At 74.7% G+C, this 19845-nt stretch carries 17 protein-coding genes; 10 read left to right on the plus strand and 7 right to left on the minus strand.

What is annotated here, in order from left to right; genetic code table 11:
- Window positions 1-69: 69 nt before the first annotated feature.
- Both LG396_RS31110 and LG396_RS31115 read right to left on the minus strand, forming a co-directional pair.
- On the minus strand, window positions 70-810 hold the full coding sequence (locus tag LG396_RS31110) for a cupin domain-containing protein (protein WP_225797295.1): 741 nt from the start codon (window positions 808-810) through the stop codon (window positions 70-72).
- A gap of 235 nt (window positions 811-1045) precedes the next feature.
- Complete coding sequence (locus LG396_RS31115) at window positions 1046-1906, minus strand: polysaccharide deacetylase family protein (protein ID WP_225797296.1); 861 nt, start codon at window positions 1904-1906, stop codon at window positions 1046-1048.
- 427 nt (window positions 1907-2333) lie between these two features.
- Between LG396_RS31115 and LG396_RS31120 the strand changes: the two genes are divergently transcribed.
- On the plus strand, window positions 2334-3476 hold the full coding sequence (locus tag LG396_RS31120; protein ID WP_225797297.1) for a site-2 protease family protein: 1143 nt from the start codon (window positions 2334-2336) through the stop codon (window positions 3474-3476).
- Window positions 3477-3616: 140 nt separating this feature from the next.
- Window positions 3617-4036, plus strand: a complete 420-nt coding sequence (gene panD, locus LG396_RS31125; protein ID WP_225797298.1) for an aspartate 1-decarboxylase — start codon at window positions 3617-3619, stop codon at window positions 4034-4036.
- Window positions 4037-4120: 84 nt separating this feature from the next.
- On the opposite strand, the gene LG396_RS31130 is transcribed toward panD, so the two are convergent.
- A complete protein-coding gene (locus LG396_RS31130; protein WP_018834167.1) occupies window positions 4121-4666 on the minus strand; it encodes a YceI family protein in 546 nt (181 codons plus the stop codon).
- 109 nt (window positions 4667-4775) lie between these two features.
- Between LG396_RS31130 and LG396_RS31135 the strand changes: the two genes are divergently transcribed.
- Complete coding sequence (locus LG396_RS31135) at window positions 4776-5387, plus strand: MarR family winged helix-turn-helix transcriptional regulator (RefSeq protein ID WP_225797299.1); 612 nt, start codon at window positions 4776-4778, stop codon at window positions 5385-5387.
- Window positions 5388-5506: 119 nt separating this feature from the next.
- Here the strand turns inward: LG396_RS31135 and LG396_RS31140 are convergent, their stop codons facing one another.
- Window positions 5507-6490: a M28 family metallopeptidase gene (locus tag LG396_RS31140; protein ID WP_225797300.1), complete on the minus strand. Its 984-nt coding sequence runs from the start codon at window positions 6488-6490 to the stop codon at window positions 5507-5509.
- A gap of 209 nt (window positions 6491-6699) precedes the next feature.
- Here LG396_RS31140 and ppgK point away from each other — a divergent pair, with 209 nt between their 5' ends.
- The 6 genes from ppgK (at window position 6700) to LG396_RS31170 (ending at window position 14450) form a co-directional block, all read left to right on the plus strand.
- Window positions 6700-7446 (plus strand): polyphosphate--glucose phosphotransferase, encoded by a 747-nt coding sequence (gene ppgK, locus LG396_RS31145; protein ID WP_225797301.1) that lies wholly within the window; start codon window positions 6700-6702, stop codon window positions 7444-7446.
- Between the two features lie 84 nt (window positions 7447-7530).
- On the plus strand, window positions 7531-9288 hold the full coding sequence (locus LG396_RS31150; protein ID WP_225797302.1) for a BCCT family transporter: 1758 nt from the start codon (window positions 7531-7533) through the stop codon (window positions 9286-9288).
- A 153-nt stretch (window positions 9289-9441) separates the two neighbouring features.
- Complete coding sequence (locus tag LG396_RS31155) at window positions 9442-11649, plus strand: MMPL family transporter (RefSeq protein WP_225797303.1); 2208 nt, start codon at window positions 9442-9444, stop codon at window positions 11647-11649.
- The gene (locus tag LG396_RS31160; protein ID WP_225797304.1) at window positions 11583-12995 is read left to right on the plus strand and encodes a sensor histidine kinase; all 1413 of its coding nucleotides are present in this window, start codon (window positions 11583-11585) and stop codon (window positions 12993-12995) included. Before LG396_RS31155 ends, LG396_RS31160 begins: the two co-directional genes overlap by 67 nt.
- A 1-nt stretch (window position 12996) precedes the next feature.
- Window positions 12997-13650, plus strand: a complete 654-nt coding sequence (locus LG396_RS31165; protein ID WP_225797305.1) for a response regulator — start codon at window positions 12997-12999, stop codon at window positions 13648-13650.
- A gap of 86 nt (window positions 13651-13736) precedes the next feature.
- Complete coding sequence (locus LG396_RS31170) at window positions 13737-14450, plus strand: S1 family peptidase (protein ID WP_225797306.1); 714 nt, start codon at window positions 13737-13739, stop codon at window positions 14448-14450.
- Here LG396_RS31170 and LG396_RS31175 read toward each other — a convergent pair.
- A complete protein-coding gene (locus LG396_RS31175) occupies window positions 14437-15381 on the minus strand; it encodes an alpha/beta fold hydrolase (RefSeq protein WP_225797307.1) in 945 nt (314 codons plus the stop codon). The two genes, LG396_RS31170 and LG396_RS31175, sit on opposite strands and share 14 nt — an antisense overlap.
- A gap of 132 nt (window positions 15382-15513) precedes the next feature.
- Here LG396_RS31175 and LG396_RS31180 point away from each other — a divergent pair, with 132 nt between their 5' ends.
- Window positions 15514-17610: an AfsR/SARP family transcriptional regulator gene (locus tag LG396_RS31180; RefSeq protein WP_225797308.1), complete on the plus strand. Its 2097-nt coding sequence runs from the start codon at window positions 15514-15516 to the stop codon at window positions 17608-17610.
- 262 nt (window positions 17611-17872) lie between these two features.
- Here LG396_RS31180 and LG396_RS31185 read toward each other — a convergent pair whose 3' ends face one another.
- On the minus strand, window positions 17873-18358 hold the full coding sequence (locus LG396_RS31185; RefSeq protein WP_037752768.1) for a pyridoxamine 5'-phosphate oxidase family protein: 486 nt from the start codon (window positions 18356-18358) through the stop codon (window positions 17873-17875).
- Window positions 18359-18406: 48 nt separating this feature from the next.
- Complete coding sequence (locus tag LG396_RS31190; RefSeq protein ID WP_225797309.1) at window positions 18407-19819, minus strand: MmgE/PrpD family protein; 1413 nt, start codon at window positions 19817-19819, stop codon at window positions 18407-18409.
- Between the last annotated feature and the right edge of the window lie 26 nt (window positions 19820-19845).

Here is a 19845-nt window from a genome sequence, read left to right on the forward strand (position 1 = left end):
GGGTGCCTACCCTTGGGCGGGTGCGAGGGGGGTGTGGGGTGTTGCTCGCCGGCGGCTGCGCCCTTCCCGTTACGCGCCGACCGTGACCGCGCCGTCCAGGTCGCACGCCTGCAGCCGGCCGCACATGCCGAACCGCGACTCCGCCCCGGTCCGCTGCACCGACGCCGCCCGCAGGTGGGCGCCGTCCGTGCGCAGTGCGTCCAGGTGTGCGTCTGTCGCCGCCGCGGCGGCGGCCGGGCCCCGTTCCCACCGTCCGCGCCAGTCGTCCAGGTGCGGCCGGACCAGCTCCACCGCCCTGGTGTGGAACGCCGTCAGCGGTCCTGTGTCGCCCGCCCGTGCAGCGCGGGCCAGTTCGGCGAAGCCGGCCAGCGCCAGGTCGCGGCGGGCCTGCGCGGACTTCTCCGGCTCCGCCGGGTCGAGGCGGGCGGCGCGGGCGTAGGCGGCGTCGTCGTGCAGGACGTCGGGCGGGAAGGGGAAGGCGGCGTCGCCGGCCTCGGGCAGTCCGGCGTTCTGCATGAGGACGAGGATGTCGAGTCGGCCGTCGGCGTTGACGAGCCGGTGGATGGTGCCGGGTGTGAACCAGACGACGGCGTCCTCGACCAGCTCGGTCTCGGCGTACCCGGAGGCGGTCAGGGTCTGCACGGCGCCGTGGCCGCCGAGGACGACGTACGCCTCGGTGCAGGCGAGGTGCAGGTGCGGGGTGCCGCCGCGGAGGCCGTCGGGGGCCTGCCAGTCGTAGACGCGGAGCCGGGAGACGCTGACGCCGCCGGGGAGGGGCGGGAGTGCGGGATCGGCCATGGACACCAGCATGACGCAAGCGCTTTCTACGGACCACCCCCCGAACCACCCGATCTCCGCCCCGGCCGGCGGTGCGAGGGGGATGCAGGGTGCGTCTGAGGGGCGGGGTGCTTCTGAGGGGCCCGCGGGCGGCCGGCCGGCGCCCGTCCGCGTACGTCGGCGGGATCGTCTGTCGGCGGGGCGGCCTACCCTTGGGCGGGTGTGCGGGGGAGGTGTGCCGGGGAGGTGTGCGGGGCCGGGGGCAGGGCTAGGCCGGCTGGGTCAGGGTGTAGCCCTCGTCCAGTAGTCGCGGCAGGTAGTACTCCAGCGCCCGCACCGTCGCCCACCTGTCGCCCCCGCCGTCGTGTGCCAGCACGATCGCGCCCGGGTGCGCCCCCCGGACCACCGCCGCCTCGATGAACCGCTGGTCGCGGTTGTCCCAGTCGAGGGTGTCGATGTCCCACTGGAAGGGCTCCATCTGCAACTGCGCGCAGATCTCCAGGCTCGGCCCGTGCCACATCCCGTACGGCGCCCGCGCCAGCCGCGGCGGCGCGCCCAGCTCCTTCGCCACCAGCTCGCAGGTCCGCTCCAGTTCCTCGCGCACCCGCGGGGTGCTGATCAGATCGAGCTGCGGGTGGGTGTAGGAGTGGTTGCCGACGACGTGGCCCTCGGCGGCGATCCGGCGCAGCACGTCGCGGTTCCACGGGATGTTCTCGCCGATGACGAAGAAGGTCGCGCGTGCCCCGTGCCGCCGCAGGATCCGCAGGATCTCCGGCGTCTGCGTCGCGTGCGGGCCGTCGTCGAAGGTGAGCGCGATCTTCTTGCCGGTCTCGCGGAGCGTGCGGTGCGGTGCAGCGCGCAGCGCGACCGGCCGGGTCGGTCCGGCGATACGGGCCATGCCGCCGGACGTCGTCATCGGCGCCGCGCCGGTGCGGCCCGCGGCCGGACGCAGCCCGTTCGGCGCGGGGCCGAGGGGCTTGCCGTCCGCCGCCCCCGTCGCCCGCGCGGCCGTCCCCGACCTGGGGGCGTGCGCGGAGGGCGCGATGGCGAGCTGGTACGCGCCGAGCAGGCCCAGGCCGAGCACGCCGCGCCGGGGCAGCCCCCGTGCGGGGCATTTGTCATATTTCATGACCAACTCGTCTCACGGGGCAGAGCCCGGGCGGGTCAGCGACACGGGAGGCCGGGGCGAAGCACCGGATCGGGCCCCGGAGAGTGGCGGGCCGGGCGGGAACGGGTTAGTCGCGGGGGCGTTTTGGGCTATCCGTCCGCCCGGGGGAGCACGGTACGGGGGCACCGTTCGCCGGGGCGGGCCGGTGCGCGCGCCCGGGCCCTGGTCGGGCGGCCGGCGCCCGGCCGCCCGACGAAGGCCCGGCCGCCGGCTACGCCGAATGGCCCAGGCGGCGCCCCTCCGGCAGCGTGCCCGACCCCGGACCGGGCTTCACTGGAAGCGTCGAGGGCGGAGCAGGTGGAGAAGGCGGAGCCGGAGTGCCTGAAGCGCGGCCGGGCCGCGGTCCGCCGGTCCGTACCGGGCCGGATGCGAGCGGAGGTGTGACGCTGTGCGGGCGACGTTCACGCTGGGGCGCATCGCCGGGGTCCGGGTCGGGGTCCACTGGAGCGTGGTCCTGATCTTCGCCGTCATCGCCATCGGCCTCGCGCAGGGCCGGCTCCCGGACGCCGATCCGGGCCGCGCCCGGGTGCTGTACTGGGTGGCGGGGCTGGCCGCCGCCGTGGTCTTCTTCGTCTCCCTCCTCGCCCACGAGCTGGCGCACGCCGTGGTGGCGCGGCGCAACGGCGTTTCCGTCGACGACATCGTGCTGTGGTTGCTGGGCGGCGTGGCCCGGCTGAAGTCGGAGGCGTCGAACCCGGGGGCCGAACTGCGGATCGCGGGTGTCGGCCCCCTGGTCAGCCTGGTGCTGGGCGGAATCTTCGCGCTGGGCGCCTGGCTGCTCCACGGGGCCGCGGCGCCCGAGCTGCTCGTCCAGGTCATGGGGTGGCTGGCGGGTATCAACCTGCTGCTCGCCGTCTTCAACGCCCTGCCGGCCGCACCGCTGGACGGCGGCAGGCTGCTGCGCGCGCTGCTGTGGTGGCGTACGGGCGACAGGCTGCGCGCGACCGCCGGGGCCACCGCGGCCGGGCGGGCCCTGGGCTGGCTGCTCATCGCGCTCGGGTTCGTGCTGTTCGTGCGCGGCGGCGGGTTCGGCGGGCTCTGGCTCGCCCTGATCGGCTGGTTCCTCATCGGTGCCGCCACCGCGGAGGGGCGGCAGGCGCAGGTGCGCGGGGTGCTCGCAGGCGTCCCCGTACGGAACGCCATGACGCGGGATCCGGTCGTGGTGCCCGAGACGCTGGACGTCGCGCAGCTGCTGGACAACCCGCTGTACCGGCACTCGGCGTTCCCCGTGACCGGCGGGAGCGGCGAGCCGCTGGGCCTGGTGACGGTGCGCGGCGCCAGGCACGCGCGGCCGGAGGAGGACGGGGGGACGGTGACCGCGGGCGAGGCGATGGTGCCGGTGTCCCAGCTCGTCGTCGTCGGCCCGGACGACTCGCTGGCCGACCTGCTGCCCCGCATGGAGCCCGGCCCCGAGCACCGCGTGCTGGTGACGGAGGAGGGCAGGCTCGTCGGGATCCTGTCGCTGTCGGACGTCAGCCGGACCGTGACGTACCTGGCGGAGACCACCCCCCGCGCGCGACGCCGCCCCTGAGCGCGTGAAACCCCGCCGGGCCGGGGGCTTTCCGGGGCGGTGGCGTCGCTCACAGTTCGGCGTCCGCGGGGCAGGTGGGGTGCGGCGGCGCGGTTACCCTGACGTCGCTCCCGTACCCCTGACCGCAGGCGAGGCCGCACGTGTTCCGGACGATGCTCAAGTCCAAGATCCACCGCGCCACCGTGACGCAGGCCGACCTGCACTACGTCGGGTCCGTCACCATCGACGAGGCGCTCATGGAGGCCGCGGACCTGCTGGCCGGCGAGCAGGTCGACGTCGTCGACATCGACAACGGCGCCCGGCTCACCACCTACGTCATCCCCGGCCCGCGGGGCAGCGGCGTGATCGGCATCAACGGCGCGGCGGCCCGCCTGGTCAGCCCCGGCGATCTGGTGATCGTCATCAGCTACGCGACGGTGGCCGACGCGGATGCGAAGGCGCTGCTGCCGCGGATCGTCTTCGTGGACGGCGACAACCGCCCCGTGCGGCACGGCTCGGACCCGGCCGAGGCGCTGCCCGGCACGGGAACGGTGCGGGGCGACGCCCTCGCCGGTGACTGAGCGGACGTCACCGGCGGGGGTCGCCCCGCACCGTGTTCTGCGCGGCGGGCGGCCCGGTGGCCGCCCGCCGTCGTGCGCGAGGCTTCAGGAACGGCCCGCCTCGATGTCCAGCGTGATCTTGATCTTGTCGCTGACCGCGGCGCCGGCCGCGCCACCGGTCACGCCGTAGTCGGTGCGGCTGATCTCGGTGCTCGCGGAGAACCCGACGACCGTGGTGCCCTCCTGCGGGCCCGGCGCGAAGCCGCCGATCTCGGTCTCCAGGGTCACGGGGCGGGTGACGCCGCGCAGCGACAGGTCGCCGTCGATCAGGTAGACGCCGTCCTTCTCGCGGATGCCGGTGGACTTGAACGTCATCTCGGGGTACGACTCGACGTCCAGGAAGTCCGCGGTGCGTACGTGGTTGTCGCGGGCGTCGTTGCGCGTGTTCACCGAAGTGGTCTTGATCACCGCGTTGACCTCGGACTGCAGCGGGTCCTCGTGGGTCACGATGGTGCCCTCGACGTGGTCGAAGGTCCCGCGGACCTTGGTGACGCCCAGGTGCCGGACGACGAAGGAGACGTCCGAGTGCACCGGGTCGATCGTCCAGGTGCCGGTCTGGTACGCGGGGATCTGTTCGGCGTGAGTAGTCATGGGGAATATGCCTCTTCCGTAGCGGTGCCACCACAGGGCAAGTGGTTGAACTTTCATTCAAACCGTAACACGCTCTGGTTGAGGACTCAACTATAGGTATGCTGGACACATGACCGACGTGCGCTGGCTCAGCGATGACGAACAGCGGATATGGCGTCTCTTCATGGATGCCGTCCGCGACTTCAACGCGCATCTGGACCGGCAGTTGCGGCGCGACTCCGGGATGCCCGTGGCGTACTACGAGATCCTCGTGCACCTCTCCGAGGCCCCCGGGCGCAGCCTGCGCATGAGCCAGCTCGCCGAGCTGGCCCGCTCCTCGCGCAGCCGGCTGTCGCACGCGGTGGCGGCACTGGAGAAGGCGGGGTACGTCTCCCGCTGCGCCACCGACGCCGACCGCCGGGGGTCCGTGGCGCAGCTCACGGACGCCGGGTTCGGCGTGCTGGAGGCGGCGGCGCCGGGGCATGTGACGGAGGTGCGCAAGCACCTCTTCGACGTGCTCACGCCCGAGCAGCAGCAGAAGCTCGGCGAGATCAGCGGTGCGGTGCAGGAAGGGCTGCGGCCGATCTGCGCGCAGGCGCGGGCCGAGGACGCGGAGGACGCGGGGGACGCCGGAGCCGCCGGGGGTGCGGAAGATGCGGGGGACGCCGCGGGGGACGCCGGGGGCAGGGCGGGGAAGGCCGCGGGCGGCGCCGCCGCCCGGGAAGCCGTCACGGACGCCTGACGCCGGCCACGACGGCCCGGCCCTGCGGACCCCGTACCGCGCCGACGCCGTCGCGCGGGTGCCCGCCCCGCCGCCGGGGAGCGTGTCCGCCGGAGCGGAGCGGGCAGGGTGCGTACGGGCTACTCCGACAGCGTCCACACCGCGTGCGCGAGCGCGTCGCTGTTGCGGTCGAGCGCGGTGTCGTTCACGTTCGACGTGGTGTCGCACGAGCTGTGGTAGCACCGGTCGAAGGGCAGGCCGGCCGTGCCGCCCCACTTCGCCGCCTGCGCCGACGACTTCGTCCGGCTCGCGCCGGTGAACAGCCCGCCGACGGGCACGCCTGCGCTCTTGAACGCCGCGTGGTCCGACCGGCCGTCGCCCTCGGTCTCGATCTCGGTGGCCACGCCGAGGCCGGCGTAGAAGTCCTTGAAGACCTTCTCGATCTGCGGGTCGTCGTCGTAGACGAAGTACCCGGGGTTGGGCGAGCCGATCATGTCGAAGTTCAGGTAGCCGGTGAGCTTGGCGCGCTCCGCGGACGGCAGGTTGGAGACGTAGTACCGCGAGCCGACCAGGCCCAGTTCCTCGGCGCCCCACCAGGAGAAGCGCAGGTGTTCGCGCGGCTGGTAGCCGGACCGGGCGACGGCGAGCGCGGTCTCCAGGACGGCGGCGGAGCCGGTGCCGTTGTCGTTGATGCCCGGCCCCGAGGAGACGGAGTCGAGGTGCGCGCCGGCCATGAGGACCTGGTTCGGGTCGCCGCCCGGCCAGTCGGCGATGAGGTTGTAGCCGGTGCCGCCGCTCGCGCTGAACTGCTGGATGCTGGTGGTGAATCCGGCCGCGTCCAGCTTGCCCTTCACGTAGTCGAGCGAGGCCCGGTAGCCGGGGCGGCCGTGGGCGCGGTTGCCGCCGTTGGCGGCGGCGATGGACTGGAACTGCGACAGGTGCGCCTTGACGTTCGCGACGGGTATGTCCGGCGCCTGTTCGGGTGCGACGCGCGCCTCGGGCGCGGCGGCCGGCGCCGCGGGTTCCGCGGCGACCGCGACCGGCACGTGCAGCGCGGTCAGCAGCCCGCCGGCGAGGAGTGCGGCGGCCGGCCGCGACCTGAGGCGTGTACGACGGAGGGGCATGGGTGCTCCCAACGGTGGGGGATTGTCGTGCACATGAGGCTGGCGGAGCAGATGAGGCCGCGTCAAGAACCTATCCGGTCGCGGGAAACCGGTTATCGGACAGGTGATGTACGCGCTCCCGGACGGCCGAACGCGGCCCCGGGCCGTGCGACCCCGCCGGTACCCGTCCTGACCGGCCACGGGCCCTCGCCGCCGTATCGTCTGTGGCTATGGACATCATGGGAGTCGACATCGGCGGCTCGGGCATCAAAGGGGCCCCGGCCGACCTGGACACGGGCACTCTCGCCGAAGAGCGGCACAAGGTGCTCACCCCGCACCCCTCGGCCCCCGACGCCGTCGCCGAGGGCGTCGCCGCGGTCGTCGAGCACTTCGCCGGGCACGACGGGCCGGTCGGCGTCACCTTCCCCGGAGTCGTCACCGACGGCGTCGTACGCACCGCCGCCAACGTCGACAAGAGCTGGGTCGACGTCGACGCCGCCGCCCTCCTCCGCGACCGCCTGGGCCGTCCCGTCCACGTCGTCAACGACGCCGACGCCGCCGGCATCGCCGAATTGACCTTCGGCGCCGCCCGCGGCCGCACCGGCACCGTCATCGTGCTGACCTTCGGCACCGGCATCGGCAGCGCCGTCTTCACCGGCGGCCGGCTCGTCCCCAACACCGAGCTGGGCCACCTGGAGCTGCACGGCCACGAGGCGGAGAAGCGCGCCTCCGCCAAGGAGCGCGAGGACAAGGACCTCAGCTGGAAGCACTGGGCCCACCGGGTGCAGCGCTACCTCGCCCACCTGGAGATGCTCTTCACGCCCGAGCTGTTCGTCATCGGCGGCGGCGTCAGCCGCAAGGCGGACAAGTTCCTCGACGACATCACCGGCATCCGCGCCGCCGTCGTCCCCGCCGAGCTGCAGAACAACGCGGGCATCGTCGGTGCCGCGATGGCCGCCGCCGCAGCCGCGCGCTGACACCGGCGGTCCCCGGCGCTCCCGTCCCTCTCGCCTATGGTGAGTGGGTTCTGCACACGGAGCGTAGGGAGAAGGTGACCGCACGTGCTCGACGAACGGGTGGAGACGCCCGCGGAAGGCGGCGGTGCCCCGGGGCACGAGCCGCGTACCGACGCGGTGGTCTTCGGCGTCGCCGCCGCGCTGACGCTGGCGTTCGTGATCTGGGGCGCGGTGGCGACGGACTCCCTGAAGGACGTCTCCACGTCCCTGCTCAACGACACGATGCACTACGGCGGCTGGGCCTTCGTGCTCGCCGCCTCCGGCTTCGTCATCTTCGCGCTCTGGCTGGCCTTCAGCCGCTACGGCCGCATCACCCTCGGCAAGGAGGGCGAGCCGCCGGAGTTCCGGACCGTGTCGTGGGTGGCGATGATGTTCAGCGCCGGCATGGGCATCGGCCTGATGTTCTACGGCGTGAACGAGCCCCTCGCGCACTTCACCAACCCGCCGCCGGACACCGTCTCCGCCAGCGCCGGTGCCGCCTCGCGGATGGAGGTGGCGATGGCGACCACCCTCTTCCACTGGACGCTCCACCCCTGGGCCATCTACGCCTCCGTCGGCCTCGCCATGGCGTACAGCGTCTTCCGCCGCAACCGCCGGCAGACCATCAGCGCCGTCTTCACCCCGCTCATCGGCCCCCGGCACGCCAACGGCGGCGTCGGCAAGGTCATCGACATCCTCGCCATCTTCGCCACCCTCTTCGGCTCCGCCGCCTCGCTCGGGCTCGGCGCGCTGCAGATCGGCAGCGGCATCAAGGAGGTCGGCTGGACGTCGCAGGAGGTCGGCGAGGGGCTGCTGATCCTCGTCATCGGCGTGCTCACCGCCGCGTTCGTCGCCTCCGCGGTCTCCGGCATCGAGCGGGGCATCCAGTGGTTGTCGAACATCAACATGGTGCTCGCCGCCGCGCTCGCCGTGTTCGTCTTCGTCGCGGGACCGACGGTCCTGATCCTCGACCTGGTGCCGACCTCGGTCGGCTCGTTCTTCGCCGACCTGCCGCAGATGATGGCGCGTACGGAGGCCAGCGGCGGCTCGGACGTCGCCGGCTGGCTGTCGGGCTGGACGGTCTTCTACTGGGCGTGGTGGATCTCGTGGACGCCGTTCGTCGGCATGTTCATCGCGCGCATCAGCCGGGGGCGCACCATCCGGCAGTTCGTCGGCGGCGTGATCCTCGTGCCCAGCGTCGTCAGCCTCCTGTGGTTCTGCATCCTCGGCGGCACGGCGATGCACCAGCAGGCCCAGGGGGCGGCCATCACGGAGGAGTCGACGCAGGAGGGGCAGCTGTTCGCGGTGCTGAACGCCTACCCGATTGCCGGCGTCACGACCCTGCTGGTGATGGTCCTGGTCGGCATCTTCTTCGTCTCCGGCGCGGACGCCGCGTCGATCGTGATGGGTGCGCTGTCGCAGAAGGGGACGCTGGAGCCGACGCGCATGGTGGTCGTGGTCTGGGGTGTGCTGACGGGCGCGGTCGCCGCCGTCATGCTGCTGGTCGGCGGCGGCGGGGACGCGGCGCTGACGGGCCTGAAGAACCTGACGATCCTCGTCGCGGTGCCGTTCACGCTGGTGATGATCGGCCTGTGCGTGGCGCTGATGCGCGACCTGCGGCACGACGAGCTGATCCTCATCGGCGAGCAGGGCGAGCAGGCGGTCGAGACGGCGGTACGGGCCGGACACCAGCACTACGACGGGGAGTTCGAGCTGCAGATCCGGGGTCTCGCCCAGCGGCTGCGGGGCGGCCGGGGCGCGGGCCGCGACCGCACCGAGGGCAAGGGCCCCGGTCCTCAGGAGCCCGGCCCGCCCGCGGACTGAGGCACCCCGGGCCGGGCCCGCGGCCCGGGGCGTACGGGCCGGAAGGCCGTGCCGTACGCATCGGAGGGCCGGCCGGGTCCACCGACCGGTGGACCCCCGGTTCCACCGGTCGCCGCTGTCGGGGACAGGGCCGCGCTCGCGAGCATTTCGGGCATGAGAAACCTCCCCGTACGCACGGCCCGCTGGAGCGCCCGGCACCCGTGGCGCGCCATCGCCGGCTGGTTCGTCTTCGTGGCCCTCTGCCTCGGCACCGGCATATCCGTCGGCGGCAACCCCGCCACCACCGAGGACTTCTGGGTCGGCGAGGCCGGTCGCGCCGAGCAACTCGCCACCGAGGGCGGCCTGGAGCGCAAGCCCACGGAACACGTCCTCATCCGCGCCGAGCCCGGCCGCCCCCTCGACGACGCCGCCGCCCGCGCGGCCGCCCGGGACGTCGCCGAGCGGATGGAGCGGCTGCCCGAAGTGGCGTCCGTCGCCGCGCCCGTACGCTCCGCGGACGGCGACGCGCTGCGGGTGCCGGTGGTGCTGAAGGGCGCAGAACTGGACGGAAAGAAGAACGTCGGGCCGCTGCTTGAGCAGACCGCGCAGGCAGCCGCGGCCCACCCCGGAGTCGTGGTCGAGGAGACCGGCTCGCCCGCGATCAGCAAGGGCGTCAACGACCAGCGCGGCGAGGACCTGGCGCTCTCCGAGCGCATCTCGCTGCCCGTCACGCTCGTCACGCTGCTCGTCGTCTTCGGGTCGGTCGTCATGGCCGGCGTGCCGCTGCTGCTGGCACTGACGTCGATCGCCGCGGCGCTCGGCCTGTCGATGCTCGCCTCGCACCTGCTGCCCGACCCCGGCGTGGGCACCAACCTGATCCTGCTCATCGGCCTCGCGGTCGGCGTCGACTACACGCTCTTCTACCTCAAGCGCGAACGCGAGGAGCGCGCCCGCGCCGCGGGCACACTCTCGTCCGCGGCCCTCGTCGAACTGGCGGCGGCCACGGCGGGGCGGGCCATCGTCGTCTCCGGACTCGCCGTCATCGTCTCCACCGCCACCCTCTACCTCGCCACCGACGTCATCTTCTCCTCCCTCGCCACGGGCACGATCCTCGTCGTGGCCGTCGCCGTCGCCAGCTCCCTGACGGTGCTGCCCGCGCTGCTCGTGGCCCTGGGCCGCCGCACCGAGCGGCGCTCAGCCCGCCGGGCCGCCCGCCGCGAGGCGCGCGGGACCGCCCGGCGCGAGCGCCGGCAACGCCCCGAGCACGGGCGGGTCTTCGCCGCCCTGCTGCGGCCCGCGCAGCGCCGCCCCGCCGCCACCCTCGTCGTCTCCGTGCTGGCCATGCTCGCGCTCGCCGCGCCCGCGCTCGGCATGAAGCTCGTGGACCCCGGCAAGGACACCTTCTCCCGCGACATCCCCGCCATGCAGACGTACGACCGGCTGACCGCCGCCTTCCCCGAGCTGAAGGTGCAGCACGAGGTCGTCGCGCGGGCCGCCGCGGAGCGCGCCCCCGAGGTGCGCCGCGCGCTGGCCGAGCTGGGCCGGCGGGCTTCGGGCGATCCGCTGTTCGTCCGCGATGCCGAGCCCGCTGTCCGTACCTCGCCGGACGGCCGGACCAGCGTCCTCGTGCTCTCCGTACCGCACTTCGCCAACTCCGGGCCCGCGCAGGACTCCCTGCGGCACCTGCGCGACGACCACCTGCCCGCGACCGTCGGGCGGCTGGCCGGCGTCGAGACCGCCGTCAGCGGGGACGTCGCCCGCGGCGCCGACTACGTCGAGGACGAGCGCGGCAAGCTGCCGCTGGTCGTCGGCGCCCTGCTGCTGCTCACCTTCGTGATGACGGTGTTCGCGTTCCGCTCGGTGGTCATCGGGCTCCTCGGCGTCGCGCTGAACCTGCTCTCCGCCGCCGCCGCGCTCGGCGCGCTCGTCGTCGTCTTCCAGGGCTCGTGGGCCGAGGGCCTGCTCGACTTCGACTCGATGGGCGCGATCGCCTCCCGGGTGCCGCTGTTCCTCTTCGTGATCCTCTTCGGCCTCTCCATGGACTACCAGGTGTTCGTGGTCAGCCGGATCAAGGAGGCCAGGGACGCCGGGATGCCGGCGCGGGAGGCGGTGACCGCGGGCATCGCCGCGTCGGCGAAGGTCGTGACGAGCGCGGCCGTCGTGATGGTCACCGTGTTCGCCGGGTTCGTGGCGCTGCATCTGACCGAGATGAAGCAGATGGGCTTCTGCCTCGCGCTCGCCGTGCTGCTCGACGCGGTGGTGATCCGGCTGATGGTGCTGCCCGCGGCCCTGCTGCTCCTCGGCGAACGGGCCTGGTGGCGGGCGCCCCGCGGGTCCGCCGCGGCCGAGCCGGTGGCTCGTGCGTTCGAGAACGTACGCTGACCGGCATGCTCCCACGGCCACGGCGCGGCGACCCCTTCTGGATCTGGATGCTCCACGGCTGGGACGTCTTCTCCTGGGCGATCATCGGTCTGCTGACGCTGATCACCATCCTCGGGGACGTCCCCGCCGGGGACCGCTACGGGTCGCTCGCGCTGGTGGCCGTGCTCGGCCTCGGCTACGGAGTCGTGCGCAGCCGCCCCGGGAACCCGGTGCGGCTCGCGTACGGCTACCTGGTCCTGCTGATCCTCGCGCTGGGCGTGCTGTCATGGCTCCGCGACGGATTCGGTGTCCTGTACACCGTGATGCTGGCGCAGTTCGTGATCTTCGTGGACAGCCCGCGGGGCGCCGTCGTCTGCAGCGGCCTCGGCGCCGTCGCTATCACCCTGGGCGGGTCCCTGCGGGAGGGCTGGAGCGTCGAGAACGTCTACGGCAACGCCGTGTCGTCCGTCGCCGTCTTCGCGGTCAGCGTCATCCTCGCGCTGCTGACCCCCCGGGCGCTGGCCGTACGCGACGAGCGCGCCCGGCTGCGCAGCCGGCTGGCCGACGCCGAACAGCGGCTCGTGGAGGCGCAGAAGCGGCAGGGCGCCGCCGAGGAGCGCGAGCGGATCGCGCGGGAGATCCACGACACCCTCGCGCAGGGCTTCGCGTCGATCGTCGTACTCGCCGAGGCGGCGCGCGCCGGGCTGGCCGCCGAGCCCGCGAAGAGCGCGCAGCAGCTCCAGTCCATCGAGCGCACCGCCCGCGAGAACCTCGCCGAGGCCCGCGTCCTCGTCGGTGCCGCCCCGCGCAGCGGCGTCGCCGCCGGCTCCGTCGCCGCCACGCTGCGCCGCACCCTGGACCGCTTCGCCGAGGACACCGGGCTCGTGGTCGAGGCCGAACTCCCGGACGCCGACTGCGACCAGCCGACGCGGATCGCGCTGCTGCGCTGTACGCAGGAGTCGCTGGCCAACGTGCGCAAGCACGCGGAGGCGACGACCGTCGGGGTGGTGCTGGCGGCGGGCCCGGAGGGCATCGAGCTGGAGATCACCGACGACGGGAAGGGGTTCGTGCCCGGCGCGGTGGTGCCGGGCACGACCGGCACCGACGGCGGCGGGCGGGACGGCGCCGTGCCCGCCGGGGGCTTCGGGCTGGACGGGATGCGCAGGCGGCTCGCCGAGTTCGGCGGCGAGCTGACCGTGACCAGCTCGCCCGGCGACGGCACCCGCATACTCGTCACCGTCCCCGCGGCCGGGCCCCACGCGGACGGCATCCCCGGGCACGCGGCCCCCGGACCCGGGGCGCCCGCCGGGACCGCCGCCGGCACGGCGCCGCCCGCGACCGGAACCGCCACCGACGGACGGACCTGAGATGACGACGACACCCCCGCCCGCCACCCCGCTCCGCGTCGTCCTCGCCGACGACCACACCGTGATGCGCGCCGGCCTCGTCGCGCTGCTCGCCGCCGAGCCCAGCATCGAGGTCGTCGGCGAGGCGGACGACGGCCGCGAGGCCGTCGCGCTCGTCGCCCGCCTCGACCCGGACCTCGCCCTGCTCGACCTGCGGATGCCGCGGCTCGACGGCGTCGGCGCCACCGCCGCGATCGTCGCGATGGCGGCGCGCACCCGGGTGCTGATCCTCACCACGTACGACACGGACACCGAGATCGAACGGGCCGTCGAGGCCGGCGCCACCGGCTATCTGCTCAAGGACGCCACCCGCGCCCAGCTGGTCGACGCCATCCACGCCGCCTCCCGCGGGGAGACGGTCCTCGCGCCCCGGGTAGCGCAGCGCCTGGTCGCGAAGATGCGCAGCCCGGCCCCGGTGACGCTCACGCCGCGCGAGGCCGAGGTGCTCGCCGGGGTGGCCGAGGGCCTGTCGAACGCGGAGATCGGCAGGCGCCTGTTCATCGGCGAGGCCACCGTGAAGACGCACCTGCTGCGCATCTTCGCCAAGCTCGACGTCGGCGACCGTACACGCGCCGTCGTCGTCGCCCTGGAGACCGGCCTGCTGCCGGGCCGTTGAACCGCTTCCCGGCACGACCCCTTCCTGGTTCCGCGTCCCGCGAGCACAATGCGGGCGAGACCGCCGCCGCCCGGAAGGCAGGGACCGTGAGCCGACGCCGTACCGCTCCGCCGTTACGCACCTTCGCCACCGCCACCGCCACCGCCGCCGCGCTCGCGCTGCTCGGCGCGCTGCTGACCGTGCTCGCCCCGCCCGCCTCGGCGCAGGCCGCCGCCGCGGGCGAGCTGCGCGGCGGCGACGCGCTGTACAACTCCGGCGGGTACTCGTGCACGCTGGGCTTCAACGCCGTGGGGAGCGGCGCCACGTACGGCATCATCCCCGGCCACTGCGCCGACGTCGGCAGTTCGTGGTCCGCCGATGTGGGAGGCAGCCGGGTGAACGTCGGCACGACCTCCGGGGCGAGCTTCCCCGGCAACGACTACGGCGTCGTCCGGTACACCAACACCTCCGTGTCGTACCCCGGCGAGGTCAAGGGCAGCGGCGGCGCGCCGGTGGACATCACCGGCGCCGTCGACCCGTCGCCCGGCATGGCCCTGTGCCACTACGGCCGCGTCAGTGGCTACCACTGCGGCACGGTGCAGGCGGTCAACGTGACCGTGAACTTCCCCGAGGGGGTCGTCTCCGGCCTGTTCCGCTCGAACATCTGCTCCGAGCCCGGCGACAACGGCGGACCGGCGTTCTCCGGCGGCAAGGCGGTCGGCATCATCATCGGCAGCACAGGCAACTGCTCCACCGGCGGCGTGACGTACTACCAGCCGATCAAGGAGATCCTGGCGGTCTACGGGCTCACGCTGTCGTAGCCGCGGGCGTACGGGCGAGGAGGCCGCGCAGCGCCGCGGCCACCTCGTCCGGGGCCTCCTCGGCCATGAAGTGCCCGCAGGACACGGTGGCGTGCCGCAGGTCGGGGGCCCAGGCGCGCCACCGCGCGGCGGCGTCGAAGCCGAGCGCGGCGCCCCAGTCCTGCTGCAGGACGGCCACCGGCATACGGAGCAGGTTGCCGGCCTCGCGGTCCGCGCCGTCGTGCTCGACGTCGACGCCCGCGGACGCCCGGTAGTCCGCCACGATCGACGGCACCGCGGCCCGCGACGCCGCCAGATACGCGGCGCGTACGTCGGCGGGGAAGGTGTCCGGGCCGCCGGACCAGATGTCGAGGAAGTGGCCGAAGAACGCGTCCGGGGCGGCGGCGATCATCTCCTCGGGCAGGCCCGGCGGCTGCGCCATCAGGTACAGGTGGAAGCCGACGGCCGCCGACACCCCGTGCATCACGTCCCACATGTCGAGGGTCGGCAGCACGTCCAGGCACGCGAGGTGGGTGACCGCGCCGGGGTGGTCGAGCCCGGCGCGGAACGCCACCAGCGCGCCCCTGTCGTGCCCCGCCAGCGCGAAGCGCTCGTACCCCAGCTCGCGGGCGAGCGCCACGACGTCGGCGGCCATCGTGCGCTTGGCGTACGCGCTGCCGCCGGGCCCGCCGGGCCCGCCGGAACTGCCGGGTCCGCCGGCTGTCTCGGCCGGCTTGTCGCTGGCGCCGTAGCCGCGTAGGTCGGGGCAGATGACGGTGTGGTCGGCGGCGAGCCGGGCGGCGACGTGCCGCCACATGAGGTGGGTCTGCGGGAAGCCGTGCAGCAGCACGACCGGGCTGCCGTCCGGGTTGCCGCCGACGGCGGTGCTGAGCGCCACGCCGTCGGCGACGGTGACGCGGCGGTAGTCGAAGCCGGGGATGCGGGGGGACATCGGGGTGTTTCCCTTTGTAGCCGATCGTTGTCCCCAGCGTGCGCGGCGCGGATGAGCAGCGGATGAGCGCGCTGTACGGTGGCGCCCGGCGGGCCCCGGGCGGGGGCGGGCGGCGGGAGAGGTGATCGGCGGGTGCGGGTCCTCTTCGGCGTGCTGGGGCCGGTGGCGGCCTGGGACGGGGACGTGGACGGGGCCGGCGACGGCGCGGACCGCGAGGGCGGCGGGGCCGGGGGTCCCGGCGCGGGCGGCGGCGCGATCGCGTTGAAGGGGCCGCGGCACCGGGCCGTGCTCGCCCGCCTGATCGTCGCGCGCCGCCGCGTCGTCCCGGTCGGCCTGCTGGTCGACGACCTGTGGACCGATCCGCCCGCGGACGCCGTCGGCGCGGTACGGACCTTCGTCGCCGCGCTGCGCCGCGCCCTGGAACCCGAGCGTCCGCCGCGGGCACCCGCGCGCCTGCTGGTCACGCAGGGCCCGGGGTACGCGCTCCGCGCGGAACCGGACGCCGTCGACGCCTGGCGCTTCGAGACGGCGGTGGCCGACGCCAGGACCCTGCCGCCGCAGGCAGCGGCGGCGCGGCTGGACGAGGCGCTGGGGTGGTGGCGCGGCCCCGCGTACGCGGAGTTCGCGGATCTGCCGTGGGCCCGTACCGAGCGCTCCCGGCTCGCGGAACTGCGCCTGCACGCGGTCGAGTTGCACGCCGGGGCCCGGCTGTCCCTGGGCCTCGCCGCGGAGGCGGCGGCGGACCTGGACGCCCACGTGGCCGGGCACCCCTGGCGCGAGGGCGCCTGGCGTCTGCTGGCGCTGGCCCTGTACCGGGCCGGCCGCCAGGCCGACGCCCTGGCGGTGCTGCGCCGGGCGCGCACGATGCTGGGCGAGCAGTTGGGCGTGGACCCGGGCCCGGCGCTGCGCCGGCTGGAGACGGACATCCTGGCGCAGGCGGACCACCTTCAGACGCCGGACCCGCGGCAGGACGGGGACGCGGACAGTGACGGCGGCGGTGACGGGGCGCGGCGGGTGTGGGCCGAGGCGGCGGCCGCGTACGACCGGGCCGTCGGCGGCGGTGCGCGCGCCCGGCTGGAGTCCACCGTCGGACTGCTCCGCAGCCTGGCCGTCACCGGCGGCGGCGGGCTCCAGGCCGCGCGGCGGCACCGGGTGGCGGCCGTCGAGGCGGCCGAGGAGTCGGGCGACGCGGAGCTGACCGCGCGGGTCATCGGCGCGTACGACGTGCCCGCCGTCTGGACCCGCGTCGACGACCCGGAGCAGGCCGCCCGTGTCGTGGCCGCGGCCGAACGCGCCCTCGCCGCGCTGCCGCCCGCCGAGCACGCCGCCGTACGGGCCCGGCTGCTGGCCACCGTCGCCGTCGAGTCCCGCGGCACCCGCTCGGCGCGCGGGCCGGAGGCCGCCCGGGAGGCGGAGCGGCTGGCCCGCGGCCTGGACGATCCGGCACTGCTGGCGTTCGCGCTCAACGGCGTGTTCATGCAGACCTTCGAGCGCACCGGCCTGGCGGCGGAACGGGACGGGACCGGCGCAGAACTGGTCGCGCTCGCGGCGCGGCACGGGCTCGTGACGTACGAGGTGCTGGGCCACCTCATCCGGCTGCAGGCCCGCGCGGCACTGGCGGACTTCCCCGGCGCCGACGCGCACGCCGCGGCGGCGGACCGGCTCGCCGAGCGCCACGAACTGCCGCTGGTCGCGGTGTTCACCCGCTGGTACGCGGCCCTCCGCCTCGCCGAGACCGGCACCGGACCGCCCGGCACGGCGCACGCCCCCGACACCCCCGACGACCCCGAGGCCGCCTGCCGCGGTGCCGCCGCGCTCCTCGACGGGGCCGGGATGCCCGGGCTGGAGCGCGGGTTGCTGCCGCTGGCGCTGCTCTGCCTGCGGCTGCGGCGCGGACTCGGCGCCTCCGTCGCCGCCACCGGCGCCGACTGGGGTCCGTACGAGCCGTGGGTGCGGCCCCACCTGCTGCTCGCCCAGGGGCGCCGCGCCGAGGCCGGGAAGGCCCTGCGCGCCGTGCCCGAGCCACCGCGGGACCTGATGCAGGAGGCCGCGTGGTGCCTGGTCGCGCGGGCGGCCGTCGAACTCGGCGACCGCGGGACCATGGTGCGCGCCCGCGACCGGCTCGCCCCCGCGGCGGCCGAGATCGCCGGGGCCGGCACCGGGCTGCTGACGCTGGGGCCCGTCGCCGGGCACCTCGACGCGCTCACCGCCGCGCTAGGCCCTGTCTGACAAATCCCGCCTGTGTCTGGGGGCACCGCCCACGCGCGCGCAGCGCGCTGTGGGGGAGCCTGGCACGCGCGCTCGCTGCGTTGTCGGGCTCGACCGAATAGGCCCACTATGCGGTCGACCCTCCGCCTTGCGATCGCACGCACCAGACGCCTGGGGGTACCGCCCACGCGCGCCTGCGCGCTGTGGGGGAACCCGCCCTGCGGGCGGACGGCGCCATTTGTCAGACAGGGCCTAGGCGCCCCGCCGTCCCCGTAGCCGGTGCTCAGAGGCTGATCTCGCGGCGGGTGTCGATGCCCGTGCCGTACGCGGGGTCGCGGCCCGGGACGTGCACCTCGTAGCGCGTGGCCCGGGCCCGGAACAGGTGCAGCTCCGCGTCGCCGCGCACGTCCGCCGGCCGGAAGCGGATCGCCGCGGGGTCCATCGCGCCGCCGAACGCCTCGTCGCACGCCGCCGCCAGCTCCGCCTCCGGGACCTCCTCCGCCGTCGCCCCGACGTAGACCGCGCGGCCGGCGCCGATCGCCGCCGTCGTGTCGTATACGACGAACTCGACGCCGGGCCGGGCGGCGATGTTGACCGAGTGCCGCGCGTGGGGCGAGGAGACCCAGTAGAAGGTGCGGTAGCCGGCGTGGGTGAAGAACACCGGGGAGACCCGGGGCCGTCCGTCGGGTTCCGCGGTCCCCAGGGTGAGATAGCGGTTCGCGTCGAGCACGTCGCGCGCCAGCCCGGCCAGGTCCTCGGGAAGTGCCATCGCTTGTCCCCCTCCGCGTACGCGGCCGCCGCCGACCGCCGGCTGAGGCTACCGGACGCGACTGACAGTACCCGTCTCCAGCAGCGACGTGAGGGCGGTGATGTCCGGCGCGCCGTCCAGGCCGTCGACGGCCGCCTTGACGGCGCGGGCCCGTTCCCCGTCCAGCACGTCCGCCGTCAGGGCCGTGAACTTGCGCTCCAGGTCCGCCTCCGGCAGCGGGTTCTCGGCCGCGCCCAGCGGGTGTTCGACGTCGCGCACGTACGTCTCGCCCGTGCGCGCCGTGACCTCGGTGACCGACGCCACCGACTGCCGCAGCGCGCCCGCACGTTCGTCCAGGGCGGCGTCGCCCGCGACCGTGATGCGGTCGCTGAGCCCGGCGATCGCCGGGTCGGTGAGGCGCAGGTCGGTCATGATGTCGGCGAAGCCGACGCGGCCGCGGTGGGCGGCGACCGCCAGGACGTACTGCATGCAGTGGGAGCGCAGCGGGTTGGCGTCCACCACGTGGTACGACGAGCGGGGGGCGCGGACGGCGACGCGCTCGATGTCCTCCGGGCGCAGGTCGTGCGTGCGCATGACGTCCAGCAGCCCGTCGAGGGCGGCCGGGATGAACACGCAGCACGAGTTGCGCTTGAAGAACAGCTCCCCGACCGCGTACCGCTCACCGATCCCGGCGAGCAGCGCCTCCTGGTCCCACTGCCCCGTGAACGCCTGCCCGAAGGGGTACTTGCCGCCGAAGACGTCCGCCGGGCCGCGCATGCCGAGCGCCGCGAGGGTGGCGGCCTGCACGCCGGCCTGGGCGGCGAGGCCGATGTTGAGGGGCCGGGACTGCTCCGTCGGGTCGTCGACCCACGACAGCAGCCCGGACGCGCTCGTGCCCGCCAGCCCCAGCGCCTCCGCGAACCGCTCCCCGTCGAGGCCCAGCAGCAGCCCGGCGGCCACCGTGCTGCCGAACGCGCCCGCGACCGTCGTCGGGTGGAACCCCCGCGCGTACTGGACGGCGGGGCCGAGGGCGTAGCTGACGCGGGCGGCGACGTCGATGCCGGCGACGGTGGCGGCCAGCACGTCGGCGCCGGAGGAGCGCTGCCGCTCCGCGACGGCGAGGGCGGCGGGGGCGACGACGGCGATGGCGTGGACGTTCGCGGAGGGGTGGTGGCTCTCGATGTCGCAGTAGTAGGCGAGGGTGCCGTTGGCGAGGGCGGCGGTCGCGGCGTTGGTGCGCAGCGGGGAGCCGAAGAGGCGGGAGGTGCCGGGGCCGGCCTCGGCGGCGGTCTTCTCCAGCAGCTCCATCACGGGGTAGCGGCGGGAGGTGGCGGCCATGAGGGCGCCGAGGCAGTCGTAGAGCGCGTTCTTCGCCTGGCGCACGACGGGGGCGGGCAGCCGGTCGTACGCGAAGGCGTCGAGGCTCCCGACGAGCTGCTGGGTGCGGGTACGGGGAGGGGTGCGGGTGCCGGTTGCGGGCATGGCGGACTCCTTCGCGGTGCGGTGGG

This window comes from Streptomyces aculeolatus (assembly GCF_020400605.1).
Lineage (GTDB): Bacteria > Actinomycetota > Actinomycetes > Streptomycetales > Streptomycetaceae > Streptomyces > Streptomyces aculeolatus.

Coding starts and splice junctions, on each gene's coding strand:
- LG396_RS31110 (WP_225797295.1), bottom strand. CDS start 810: ATGCTGGTGTCCATGGCCGATCCCGCACTCCCGCCCCTCCCCGGCGGC.
- LG396_RS31115 (WP_225797296.1), bottom strand. CDS start 1,906: ATGAAATATGACAAATGCCCCGCACGGGGGCTGCCCCGGCGCGGCGTG.
- LG396_RS31130 (WP_018834167.1), bottom strand. CDS start 4,666: ATGACTACTCACGCCGAACAGATCCCCGCGTACCAGACCGGCACCTGG.
- LG396_RS31135 (WP_225797299.1), top strand. CDS start 4,776: ATGACCGACGTGCGCTGGCTCAGCGATGACGAACAGCGGATATGGCGT.
- LG396_RS31140 (WP_225797300.1), bottom strand. CDS start 6,490: ATGCCCCTCCGTCGTACACGCCTCAGGTCGCGGCCGGCCGCCGCACTC.
- ppgK (WP_225797301.1), top strand. CDS start 6,700: ATGGACATCATGGGAGTCGACATCGGCGGCTCGGGCATCAAAGGGGCC.
- LG396_RS31155 (WP_225797303.1), top strand. CDS start 9,442: ATGAGAAACCTCCCCGTACGCACGGCCCGCTGGAGCGCCCGGCACCCG.
- LG396_RS31165 (WP_225797305.1), top strand. CDS start 12,997: ATGACGACGACACCCCCGCCCGCCACCCCGCTCCGCGTCGTCCTCGCC.
- LG396_RS31175 (WP_225797307.1), bottom strand. CDS start 15,381: ATGTCCCCCCGCATCCCCGGCTTCGACTACCGCCGCGTCACCGTCGCC.
- LG396_RS31185 (WP_037752768.1), bottom strand. CDS start 18,358: ATGGCACTTCCCGAGGACCTGGCCGGGCTGGCGCGCGACGTGCTCGAC.
- LG396_RS31190 (WP_225797309.1), bottom strand. CDS start 19,819: ATGCCCGCAACCGGCACCCGCACCCCTCCCCGTACCCGCACCCAGCAG.